The organism is Arthrobacter sp. JUb119 (assembly GCF_024807995.1).
Classification (GTDB): Bacteria; Actinomycetota; Actinomycetes; order Actinomycetales; family Micrococcaceae; genus Glutamicibacter.
On record NZ_JANUFE010000011.1, the window covers coordinates 58,164 to 69,175 of the forward strand.

The 11,012-nt window shown below is 60.1% G+C and carries 11 protein-coding genes; 4 read left to right on the top strand and 7 right to left on the bottom strand.

Annotated features, from left to right (window positions below; translation table 11 throughout):
* Positions 1–5: 5 nt before the first annotated feature.
* Positions 6–515, bottom strand: a complete 510-nt coding sequence (locus M2368_RS18650; protein WP_105659010.1) for an amino-acid N-acetyltransferase — start codon at positions 513–515, stop codon at positions 6–8.
* 130 nt (positions 516–645) lie between these two features.
* Between M2368_RS18650 and M2368_RS18655 the strand changes: the two genes are divergently transcribed.
* From M2368_RS18655 to M2368_RS18670, 4 genes are read left to right on the top strand one after another with little or no spacing between them, the layout of a single operon-like run.
* Positions 646–1,863: an MFS transporter gene (locus M2368_RS18655; protein ID WP_286134409.1), complete on the top strand. Its 1,218-nt coding sequence runs from the start codon at positions 646–648 to the stop codon at positions 1,861–1,863.
* Positions 1,864–1,920: 57 nt separating this feature from the next.
* Complete coding sequence (locus tag M2368_RS18660; RefSeq protein WP_219844146.1) at positions 1,921–2,265, top strand: helix-turn-helix domain-containing protein; 345 nt, start codon at positions 1,921–1,923, stop codon at positions 2,263–2,265.
* A 48-nt stretch (positions 2,266–2,313) separates the two neighbouring features.
* Positions 2,314–2,736 (top strand): VOC family protein, encoded by a 423-nt coding sequence (locus tag M2368_RS18665; protein WP_105659013.1) that lies wholly within the window; start codon positions 2,314–2,316, stop codon positions 2,734–2,736.
* Positions 2,733–3,179 carry an iron chaperone gene (locus tag M2368_RS18670; protein WP_105659014.1) on the top strand — a complete coding sequence of 149 codons (447 nt, stop codon included), beginning with the start codon at positions 2,733–2,735 and terminating at the stop codon, positions 3,177–3,179. Before M2368_RS18665 ends, M2368_RS18670 begins: the two co-directional genes overlap by 4 nt.
* Positions 3,180–3,211: 32 nt before the next feature.
* Here the strand turns inward: M2368_RS18670 and M2368_RS18675 are convergent, their stop codons facing one another.
* From M2368_RS18675 to M2368_RS18700, 6 genes are all read right to left on the bottom strand, one after another.
* Positions 3,212–3,679 carry a hypothetical protein gene (locus M2368_RS18675; RefSeq protein ID WP_105659015.1) on the bottom strand — a complete coding sequence of 156 codons (468 nt, stop codon included), beginning with the start codon at positions 3,677–3,679 and terminating at the stop codon, positions 3,212–3,214.
* A 90-nt stretch (positions 3,680–3,769) separates the two neighbouring features.
* On the bottom strand, positions 3,770–6,283 hold the full coding sequence (locus tag M2368_RS18680) for an ATP-dependent Clp protease ATP-binding subunit (protein WP_105659016.1): 2,514 nt from the start codon (positions 6,281–6,283) through the stop codon (positions 3,770–3,772).
* 269 nt (positions 6,284–6,552) lie between these two features.
* Positions 6,553–6,873 (bottom strand): histone-like nucleoid-structuring protein Lsr2, encoded by a 321-nt coding sequence (locus M2368_RS18685; protein WP_105659017.1) that lies wholly within the window; start codon positions 6,871–6,873, stop codon positions 6,553–6,555.
* Positions 6,874–7,010: 137 nt separating this feature from the next.
* Complete coding sequence (locus M2368_RS18690; RefSeq protein ID WP_166650875.1) at positions 7,011–7,178, bottom strand: hypothetical protein; 168 nt, start codon at positions 7,176–7,178, stop codon at positions 7,011–7,013.
* 2 nt (positions 7,179–7,180) lie between these two features.
* Positions 7,181–8,695, bottom strand: a complete 1,515-nt coding sequence (lysS, locus tag M2368_RS18695) for a lysine--tRNA ligase (protein WP_332488537.1) — start codon at positions 8,693–8,695, stop codon at positions 7,181–7,183.
* Between the two features lie 138 nt (positions 8,696–8,833).
* The gene (locus tag M2368_RS18700) at positions 8,834–10,807 is read right to left on the bottom strand and encodes a M13 family metallopeptidase (RefSeq protein ID WP_105662699.1); all 1,974 of its coding nucleotides are present in this window, start codon (positions 10,805–10,807) and stop codon (positions 8,834–8,836) included.
* Positions 10,808–11,012 lie beyond the last annotated feature (205 nt).

The window sequence follows — 11,012 nt, forward strand, 5'->3', positions numbered from 1 at the left end:
AAGTATCAGTCCAGCGTAATGATCATCCGGGTGTTGCCCAAGGTATTCGGCTTCACGCGGGCGAGGTCCAGGAATTCAGCAACGCCTTCATCCCGGGAGAGCAGGATCTCCTGGTATACCGCTGGATCCACGGCGCTCTGGTCAGCCATCACCTTGAAGCCTTGGCGTATGAAGAAATCCACTTCGAAGGTCAGGCAGAAGACGCGGCCAACCCCGACTTCCCGGGCACGTTCCAAGAGTTCGGAGAGCAGGACATGGCCTACGCCCTTGCCACGCAGCTCGCCCGAGGTCGCCAAGGTACGGATTTCGGCGATGTCTTCCCAGATGACGTGCAAACCGCCGCAGCCGACAACATTGCCGTCCGCGTCCTCGGCGACCAGGAATTCCTGGATGGACTCGTAGTAGGTGACCGCTTCCTTATCCAGCAGGATCCGTTCCTCGGCCAACGGGCGCACAAGATTGCGGATAGCGTTGACATCACTGGTTCTGGCTGAGCGGACGGTAAAAGAGTTCACGTTCTAAATCCTATGCCCCACCGTTTGCAGAATCGAAGCAGATGCCGGATATGTCATTGAAGGAACATCCCGCAACACGGTGTGCCAAGATAAACTTGAACATTGAAGTCGCACTGGAGCAAGGATGAGGATGCCAGCTAGAACAGCACGCCCCGGATTCGGGTTGCTTGCCATCCTCCTATCCGCCGTCGGCATCGCTCCCCTGCTTAATTACGGGTTGAACGCCACCAGCGACCTGGTCATCAGGGATTTGGGAATCACCGAATCCCAGTTCGGCCTGTTGGCGACAGTGTGCTTCGGCTGCGCCGCACTGGGTAACGCCGTCTTCGGGAAGTTCTCCGACAGGCAACCGGATACCAGGCTGGTCCTGCTGATCTTCGGCACGACGGCGGTCGCGCTGGGCTTGGCAGCCATTCCCGCAGGCTACGTCTTGCTCCTGGCGGCTTCCGGTTTGGCCGGCTTCGCCCAGTCATTCCCCAACGGGGTCACCAACCGCATTCTGGCCCAGCGCGTCCCTAGTGCCCAGCGCATCACGTGGACCGGCATCAAGCAGTCTGGCGTGCAGGTTTCACAGCTCGTAGGCAGCGTGGGGTTCCCGCTGCTGGCTGCATTCATTGGCTGGAACGGAGCATCGCTGGCCGGCGCCGTGCTCGCCGCGGTCCTCGCGGTGATCGCTGTACGGGTTATCCGCGCAACCCCCATGCTCGCCGCGCCTGCCCCGCAGAAGGCGGCAACGGGCGCGAGCCAGCCGGTGGCTGCGGCCACCCCCTCCACGAAGTTCGTCATTTTTGCGCTGGCCCTATTCGGTTTCATCAACGGTGTCGGCGTACAGGCGACCAACGTCTACCTGGCGCTCTTTGCGGTCCGCGAGCTGGACTTCTCCTTGGTCGCTGGCGGCCTGACCGCCGCGGTCGCTGGCGTCATTGGCGTTTCCGCCCGCGTCGGATGGGGGCAGATGATGTCACGCGGCGTATCAGCTCCTAAGCTCTTGTTGCTGCTGGCGTCGCTGGCCACTGCGGGCGGTGCCAGCTTCCTGATGGCCCAGCAGCTGCACTCGGTGGCCTTGCTCTGGCTAGCGGTCTGCCTGCACGGCGCCTCGGCCCTGGGAGTTTCGGTAGTGCTGATGGCGGGCTTGCTGCGGGTGATCCCCGCAAGCCGCCTGGGAAGTGCCAGCGGAATCGTCTCGGCGGGCCAGTTTGGCGGTTTCACCGTGGGGCCCTTGGCCATGGGCCTGCTGGTCGGCTCGGCCGGTGGCTTCACCGCGGGCTGGATCACCGTCACCGGGATCTACCTGTGCTCAACGGTGCTGGGTGCATTCCTTGTCCTGCGAGCCAGGAACCGGGGCTAGCCGGTGGATGCCGAAGCGCTGAAAACCCTGGCGCACCTGCGCCGGGCCAGGGACCTGATGGACCGGCACTATGCGGAACCATTGGATGTGCCTGCGTTGGCCCAGCGTGCTTCCATGTCTCCTGCTCATTTTTCCAGGGAGTTCAAGCGGGCCTATGGCGAGACCCCGCATGCCTATTTGCTCACCCGCCGTATCGAGCGCGCCATGCATCTGCTGCGCGCATCGGTCTCGGTAACAGATGCTTGCATGCAAGTGGGATGGACCTCTCTGGGTTCCTTCAGCACGCGCTTCACCGAAGTGATCGGCGAAACTCCCTCGTCATACCGGGAACGGGACCATTCAGCCACCGAGCCGATCCCTGCCTGCATCGCCAAGATCCTTTTGCGTCCCGAGAGATTCTGAGCAGTTTTGAAGAAGCGCTATCTGGTCGGCGCTCCCTAGGCTGGAGCCATGGCAAGCATTTCAATCAATCATGTCCCTTTGACCGTGCTCGATGTGGATGAGGCGCTCGCGTTCTACCGCGATGCGCTGGGCTTCACGGTCCTCTCCGATGTCGCCAACGGCGGCTTCCGCTGGGTGTCCCTTGGCGGCTCCGACGGCGCCGGCACCAGCCTGGTGCTTTCGGCTCCGGGCGCTGGCCGGTCAGCTGCCGATGCGCAGGCCTTGGCCGAGCTGGTAGCCAAGGGCGCGATCGGCCCGCTGGTGCTGTCCACCAATGATCTGGACAAGGTCTTTGAAACTTTGAGCGCGTCGGGCGCTGAAGTCCTGCAGGAGCCAATGGACCAACCGTGGGGTCCGCGCGATTGCGCCTTCCGCGATCCTTCGGGAAATATGGTCCGTATCAACCAAGCAGTTCAGGGAGAAGAAGCATGAGCAGTTCAGAACAAGAAGGCTTTTCAGCCGCCGAGAAGGCCGCGATGAAAGAGCGGGCCGCTGAGGTGCGCACTTCGAAGAAGCGCATGACCAAAGCCGAGAAGGCGGAACAGGCCCGCAAGGAAGTGGAAGAGAAGATTGCTTCCTTCGAGGGCAACGACAAGGTGCTTGCGCAGAAGCTGCACCGGATCATCACCGAGACGGCTCCGGAATTGGAGCCGAAAACCTGGTATGGCATGCCCGCTTACGCTTTGGACGGCAAGATCTTGTGCTTCATGCAGGATGCCAAGAAGTTCGGTACCCGCTACCTGACTTTCGGCTTCAACGATGTTGCGCAGCTGGATGAGGGCACCCTATGGCCCACCTCGTTCGCCATTACCGCGCTTGATGGGCAGCTCGAAGAAATGCTTGCCGAGTTGGTAGCCAAGGCGGTGGCCCGCTAAGCCCAGCACGCCCGGAGGGAATCGATTGCTCTTCAGGCGTCGAGGCTTTCTTGCTCGGCCTGGGGCAATGCCTTTGCCAGCAGCGAGGCGGAAAGCGCGAAGACCCCGATCAGCCCAAGCAGTCCCATGCCAATAGGCAGGGTGCCTTGCTGCGCGGCGTCTTCTCCCATGGCAGCGAGAAGCATGGCAGCGCCCAGTCCGAGGATTCCGAAGCCAGCGGCCAGGAAGCAGACCACAATCGATTTCGGTCCCGGGTTCCAGTGCCCCAATGAGGTGAAGTCGCGGTAGACAATGATGCCGATGGCAATACTGAGCGTGCCCGCGGCACCAATCACCAGCACCACCAGCCACGTTGGGCCGTATCCGGCTCCGTCGGTGCCGGCATGGCGCACCAATTGTCCAGGAAGCTGGGGACGGAGGAGAAGGTACAGGGCTGAATAGGCCATGACTGCGAGGCAGGAAGCGGCAATCAGCTGTTGCCCTTTGCTTCGCTTCTTCATGTGTTGAGCCTACGACATGGCCGGATTAAAGCCAATAGCCGTGGAACTGAACGTTGTCAGTTCCACGGCTATGGGTTATGCCTCTGCGGCCTAGCTTTCCAGTGCTGCCGGTGCCGGCTCGCCTTCCAGCTGGCCGGTGCCGCCTTCAGCGTGGAAGACGAACTTGCGGCTCTCGCCTTCGCCCTCGACGTCGACGGTGACCTTCTGGCCCGCAACGATCTGGCTGAAGAGGATACGCTCGGAGAGCTGGTCCTCGATATCGCGCTGGATGGTGCGGCGCAGCGGGCGGGCACCCATTGCTGGATCGTAACCGCGCTGGGCCAGCAGGCTGCGGGCAGCCTGGGTTAGCTCGATGGTGATCTCGCGTTCTTCCAGGCGCTTGGCCAGGCGTGCGATGAACAGGTCGACGATTTCTTCGATCTCGTCCTGGTTCAGCTGCGGGAAGACCACGGTGTCATCAACACGGTTCAGGAATTCAGGGCGGAAATGCTGACGCAGTTCTTCCTGGACCTTGGCCTGCATGCGCTCGTAACCGGTCTTGGTATCCGCGGCCGACTGGAAGCCGGTCATCACACCCTTGGAGATGTCGCGGGTACCGAGGTTGGTGGTCATAATGATGATGGTGTTCTTGAAGTCCACCACACGGCCCTGGGAGTCGGTCAAGCGGCCGTCTTCCAGGATCTGCAGCAATGAGTTGAACAAGTCGGCATGCGCCTTCTCGACCTCGTCGAAGAGCACTACGGAGAACGGACGGCGGCGGACCTTCTCGGTCAGCTGCCCGCCCTCTTCGTAGCCGACGTAGCCCGGAGGAGCACCGAAGAGCCGGGAAACGGTGTGCTTCTCCGAGTATTCGGACATGTCCAGGGTGATCAGCGCGTCTTCTTCACCGAAGAGGAACTCTGCCAGCGCCTTGGCCAGCTCGGTCTTGCCTACACCGGTTGGGCCGGCGAAGATGAACGAACCACCTGGGCGGTTCGGATCCTTCAGGCCTGCACGGGTACGGCGGATCGCCTGGGAGATGGCCTTGATCGCCGAGTCCTGGCCGATGACGCGCTTGTGCAGCTCGTCTTCCATGTTCAGCAGGCGCGTGGACTCTTCCTCGGTCAGCTTCACAACCGGGATGCCGGTGGAGTTGGCAAGTACCTCGGCAATAAGGTCCTCAGTCACCTCGGAGACTTCGTCCATGTCGCCATTGCGCCAGGACTTCTCCTTCTCGTTGCGGGCCTCAATCAGCTTGGATTCCTTATCGCGCAGCGAGGCAGCCCCTTCGAAGTCCTGCGCGTCAATCGCAGCTTCCTTCTCCAGGCGCACGGTGGCGATTTCCTCGTCCATTTCCTTCAAGGCCGGAGGAGCGGTCATGCGCTGGATGCGCAGGCGTGCGCCCGCCTCGTCGATCAGGTCCACGGCCTTGTCCGGTAGGAAGCGATCGGAGATGTAGCGGTGCGCCAGCGTGGCAGCGGCCTGCAGTGCACCATCGGTGATGGTCACGCGGTGGTGCGCCTCGTAGCGGTCGCGCAGGCCACGCAGGATCTGCGTGGTCAGCTCTACCGAAGGCTCCTTGACCTGGATCGGCTGGAAGCGGCGCTCAAGCGCTGCATCCTTCTCGATATTCTTGCGGTACTCATCCAAGGTGGTGGCACCGATGGTCTGCAGTTCGCCACGAGCCAGCATCGGCTTGAGGATCGACGCGGCATCGATGGCGCCCTCGGCGGCACCAGCACCGACGAGGGTGTGGATCTCGTCGATGAACAGGATGATATCGCCACGGGTGCGGATTTCCTTGAGGACCTTCTTCAGGCGTTCCTCGAAGTCGCCGCGGTAGCGGGAGCCGGCCACCAGGGAACCGAGGTCCAGGGTGTACAGCTGCTTGTCCTTGATGGTCTCGGGCACATCGCCACGCACGATCGACTGGGCCAGGCCCTCGACGACTGCGGTCTTGCCGACACCAGGCTCGCCGATCAGCACCGGGTTGTTCTTGGTACGGCGCGAGAGGACCTGCATGACGCGTTCCATCTCGTGCTCGCGGCCAATCACTGGATCGAGCTTGCCCTCGCGGGCAGCTGCGGTGAGGTTGCGGCCGAACTGGTCGAGCACCGCCGAGCCTGCCGGGGTGCCTTCCTGCTGTCCGCCCGAGCTGACGCCAGCGGAGGCAGTTTCCTTGCCGCCCTGGTAGCCCGAGAGCAGCTGGATGACCTGCTGGCGCACGCGACCGAGGTCAGCACCCAATTTCACCAGGACCTGGGCTGCGACGCCCTCGCCCTCGCGGATCAGGCCGAGCAGGATGTGCTCGGTACCAATGTAGTTATGCCCCAGCTGCAGCGCTTCGCGCAGCGAGAGCTCCAAAACCTTCTTGGCGCGAGGAGTGAACGGGATATGACCGGAAGGCGCCTGCTGGCCCTTGCCGATAATCTCCTGAACCTGCTCACGAACGGCACCCAGCGAAATATTCAGCGACTCAAGCGCCTTTGCGGCGACACCGTCGCCTTCGTGGATTAGACCGAGCAACAGGTGCTCGGTGCCGATGTAGTTGTGGTTGAGCATGCGCGCCTCTTCTTGGGCGAGCACGACAACTCGACGGGCACGGTCGGTAAATCTCTCAAACATCTTCGGCACACTCCTTGCTTACCAATAATTCGATGCTACGCACCAAGCGCCGGCAATGCGCCCTTGTTCGCCACAGGGATAACCGAAGCGGTCCCCTGGTACCGGAAATCCGTAATTGAGGTGCAATTAATTTCCGGATTTACTTGGCTCACCAATATTGCGATGTTCAATGAAAGTATTGGATGAATTACGAACGTCGTTATAAGAATAAGAGCCGGCACGCATTGCGTGCCGGCTCTTATATTGAGACTTGTTGAAAACCCCGCAAATTACTTCGCGCGGTTTCGCCCGCCCTTGCGCATTGCAGCATTGTAGGCATCTACAACTTCTGCATTAAGGCGTCCGCGTGCGTTGACCTTGATGTTGTTTTCCTTCGCCCATGCGCGGATTGCTGGAGCTTCGCTCGCTGCAGTCTGCTTCGACGAGCGCGCCGCATCGATGTACGGCTCGATGGCTGCATGGAACTGAGCAGCATGCTCGTCGTTCAGGTCGATTTCAAAATGCTGACCAGCGACGCTGAATGCAATAGATTCAGTCGCCTCGCTACCATCAATATCGTCGATCAGGGCAATTTGAACCTGACGTGCCATTTAGGAATTCCTCCGAGCTTGAATGTACTGGACCAACTGACATTCGATCATCAGCCCATTTCAAACAACAAGCATATACAAATAGCCGCACTAAACTCTAATTATCATCAGAATTCACAAGGTTCTTTCAGGAAAGACTAATTCTCGTTTACTGGATTATTAGAATCCGAGCGATTTTGAATTAGCGCATCAGCTTCAGCTTCAGCTTGGCGTTCTTTTCGATCCGCGTTTGTAATTGCTTTCATCACGTACCAGAAAAGCAGCGCCAGGCCGATTGTCGGGACGATCGCCTCAATATATGGCATTCCTATGCCTCCGGCTTTAGGAGTGGGAACAGAATAGTTTCACGAATACCGACGTTGGTGAAAAGCATAACCAGACGATCGATACCTAAACCGATACCGCCCATCGGCGGTGCACCGTATTCCAATGCACGAAGGAAGTCTTCGTCAAGCTGCATTGCTTCTGGGTCGCCGCCAGCAGCCATCAGGGACTGCTCGGTCAGGCGCTCGCGCTGGATCACCGGGTCAATCAGCTCGGAGAACGCGGTACCGCGCTCCATGCCGCCGATGATCAGGTCCCAGGCCTCGATGACTCCCGGCTTCGAGCGATGCGGGCGTGCCAGCGGCTGTGCCAGTGGCGGGTAGTCGCACACGAAGGTCGGGTCGATCAAGGTCGGCTCGACGATTTCGCCGAACAGCTCGATGACCAGCTTCTGGGCGCCCCAGGCTGGATCGATCTTCACTTCGTGCTTCGCAGCGACTTCGCGCAGTACCGAAGCTTCGGTTTCCGGGGTGATCTCCACGCCGACAGCTTCGGACAGGCCAGGGTAGACGCTGACCCAGCGCCATTCGCCGTCCAGGTTAGCGGTGCCCTTGGGGGTCTCGATGGTGCGGCCGGCGCCAATGGCATCAGCGGCATTGAGAATGATTTCCTTGATGCGATCGGCCATGACGTACTGGTCGGCGTAGGCTTCGTAGGATTCCAAGGTGGTGAATTCCGGCGAGTGGGTCGAGTCGACACCCTCGTTGCGGAAGATGCGCCCCACTTCGAAGACGCGGTCAACACCGCCAACGACGCACCGCTTGAGGTACAGCTCGGTTGCGATGCGCAGGGTCATTTCCTGGTCAAAGGCGTTCAGGTGCGTCTTGAATGGACGGGCCGAAGCGCCACCGTGAACCAGCTGCAGCATCGGGGTCTCAACCTCGACGTAGCCGCGGTTCTCCAGGGTGTTGCGTACGGCGCGGACGATCGCGGCGCGCTTGTAGACCATTTCGCGGGCCTCGTTGCGCACGATCAAATCGGCGTAGCGCTGGCGCACGCGGGTCTCTTCATTCAGATCGGCGTGCAGCACCGGCAGTGGGCGCAGGGCCTTGGAAGCCATTTCCCAAGCGTCTGCCATGATGGACAGCTCGCCGCGGCGCGAGGAGATGACCTTGCCGGTCACAAACACATGGTCGCCCAGATCGACGAGCGACTTCCACTGGGCCAGGCGCTCTTCGCCAACGTTGGCAAGCGAGAGCATGACCTGCAGGCGAACCCCTTCGCCCTTCTGGCCGCCTTCCTGCAAGGTGGCGAAGCACAGCTTGCCGGTGTTGCGCATGAAAACGATGCGGCCGACAATGCCGACGACGTCTTCGGTCTCTTCACCAGCTTCGAGGTGCTCGTACTTGTCGCGGATTTCCTGCAACGAGTGGGTGCGAGCTATGCCTACCGGGTAGGCTTCCTCGCCCTTGGCCAGCAGCTGGTTGCGCTTATCGGTGCGCACCTGTCGCTGGTCGTTTGGATCTGGGGCCTGTGCGGAATTATTTTCGGAAGTCACAATAGACCATTCTACGTGTCATGGCGTGCAGTTGAAGCCCTTCATGATCAGCCTTACACAGTGATCTTGGCCCGTAGCGCAGGATAGGGCAGGGGCAAAGCTGGCTTTGCCCCTGCCCTATCCATTCAGTTATGCGGTTTACCAGATTTCTACGCGGTCAGCTGGATCCAGCCACATGCCATCGCCGGGCTTGGTGCCGAAGGCCTCGTGGAAGGATGCCAGGTTCTTCGGAACCTGGTTGCAGCGGAACTCCCCGGGTGCATGCGGGTCGGTGGTCACGCGTACCACCGCGGTCTCCGGACGAATCAGCGTGCGCCAGCATTCGGCCCAGGAGTAGAAGAAGCGCTGGTCTCCGGTGATGCCGTCGATCACTTCATCTTCCTGTATGCCAAGGGCGGCCAACTCGAGCTTGTAGGCCTTGTAGGCAATGCCCAGGCCACCGAGGTCGCCGATGTTCTCGCCCAAGGTCAGTGCACCGTTGACGTTGTGTTCCGGGGCTTCTGAAGGGGACAGCGCGTTGTACTGGTCCACCAGCTTGGCGGTCAGCTTCTCGAAGGAAGCCCGGTCCTCATCGGTCCACCAATTGGTCAACTGGCCAGTGCCATCGAACTGCGAGCCCTGGTCATCGAAGCCGTGGCCGATTTCGTGGCCGATGACCGCGCCGATGCCGCCGAAATTCGAGGCGATGTCGCGGTTCACGTCGAAGAATGGCGGGCGCAGGATTGCCGCTGGGAACGCGATTTCGTTCAGCAGCGGGTGGTAGTAGGCGTTCACCGTCTGGGGGAACATGAACCACAGTTCGCGATCCACCCCGTCATCGATCTTCTTCAATTCACGAGCGAACTCGAATTCGTTCGCCGAGGCAATATTCGCGATGACGTCCAGTTCATCAGCCTGGATGGCAGAGTAGTCGATCCATTGGTTCGGGTAGCCGATCTTCGGACGGAACTTGGAAAGCTTATCCAGTGCCTTTTCGATGGTCTCCGGGCCCATCCAGGACAGTTCGCTGATCGAGATGCGGTAAGCCTCGATGAGCCGTTGAACCAGCGCGTCCATGGCGTCCTTGGCCTCTGCAGGGAAGTGCTCAGCCACGTACAGCTGGCCGATGTCTTCGCCTACAGCACCTTCGGTGAATGCGACACCTCGCTTCCAGCGTTCCTTGAGCTGTTCCACGCCACCGAGCTTGGCCGAGTAGAAGGAGAAATTCTCATTGACGAATGCGCTGGACAAATAGGGAGCGAAGGAGCGCAGCACCTGGACCCGCAACCAGTTCTTCCAGGCATCCAGCGGCTGGGAGCCGAATAGCTCAGACAATCCCTGAAGGTAGCTTGGCTGCCAGACGACAACTTCGCTGTAGTACTTCGGCTCAATGCCGGCGCCAGCCAGCCAGGTCCTCACACCCGGGAAAAGCGCGGAAAGCTCCTCATCGGACATCAGGTTGTAGCGTGCCTGAGCATCGCGGACCTTGACCCGGTCCCAGTGATGCGAGGCCATGGCCTTCTCGAGCGCTACGACATGTGCGGCCGCGGCTTCGGCATCAGCAATACCGCCAAGGGCCAGCAGGCGGCCAAGGTGGTCCTGGTAGTCGGATACGGTTTCAGCGAACTGCTCTTCGCGATAGTAGGACTCATCAGGCAGGCCCAGGCCGCCTTGCAGGAAGGTCAGCAGGTTCCGGTCCGGATTGCCGGCGTCGTTCATCGCGCCGATATCCATGAAGCCGCTGATGCCTTTGCGCTGGAAGAAACCGCATACTTCGAGCAGCTGTTCGGTGCTCTGGATATCCGAAATAGTATTCAAGAAGACAGCAACCGGATCGGCACCGCGTTCTTCGATAACGGCTTCATTCATGAATGAGCTGTAGAGGCGGGCAATGCGCTGGGTGGCGGCGTCAGTTTCTGCACCGGAATCGACCTTCTGCACTGCTTCATTAATGATTCCGTGGACCGCAGCCTCAGCCTGGTCGCGGAGTTCCATGAAGGAACCGTAAATTCCTTGATCTCCTGGAATTGTTGCTGTCTCGAACCACTTGCCATTGCTATGGCGGTAGAGATCGTCCTGGGGACGAATTGAATCGTCGCGGTATGTCAGTGGACTCGTAGTCTCGGTGGTCAAGGAAAGCCCCTCGTGTAGAAGATCTTGTTATTTCTACTACACACCTTATCTACTTCCATGAAGATAGGAAGGGTGAGGACGGCCGATGCGCGTACGGCTTAAATAGTCTAGTTAAACAGGTGAGGCCCCGGCACCAAACGGTACCAGGGCCTCAAACCATCTACTCAAGTTAAGTCCGGCGGTGACCTACTCTCCCACACCCTCA

Excerpts from the sequence above, each read along its gene's own strand:
- M2368_RS18655 (WP_286134409.1), top strand. The coding sequence starts at position 646 with ATGCCAGCTAGAACAGCACGCCCCGGATTCGGGTTGCTTGCCATCCTC.
- M2368_RS18660 (WP_219844146.1), top strand. The coding sequence starts at position 1,921 with ATGGACCGGCACTATGCGGAACCATTGGATGTGCCTGCGTTGGCCCAG.
- M2368_RS18665 (WP_105659013.1), top strand. The coding sequence starts at position 2,314 with ATGGCAAGCATTTCAATCAATCATGTCCCTTTGACCGTGCTCGATGTG.
- M2368_RS18670 (WP_105659014.1), top strand. The coding sequence starts at position 2,733 with ATGAGCAGTTCAGAACAAGAAGGCTTTTCAGCCGCCGAGAAGGCCGCG.
- M2368_RS18675 (WP_105659015.1), bottom strand. The coding sequence starts at position 3,679 with ATGAAGAAGCGAAGCAAAGGGCAACAGCTGATTGCCGCTTCCTGCCTC.
- M2368_RS18680 (WP_105659016.1), bottom strand. The coding sequence starts at position 6,283 with ATGTTTGAGAGATTTACCGACCGTGCCCGTCGAGTTGTCGTGCTCGCC.
- M2368_RS18685 (WP_105659017.1), bottom strand. The coding sequence starts at position 6,873 with ATGGCACGTCAGGTTCAAATTGCCCTGATCGACGATATTGATGGTAGC.
- M2368_RS18690 (WP_166650875.1), bottom strand. The coding sequence starts at position 7,178 with ATGCCATATATTGAGGCGATCGTCCCGACAATCGGCCTGGCGCTGCTT.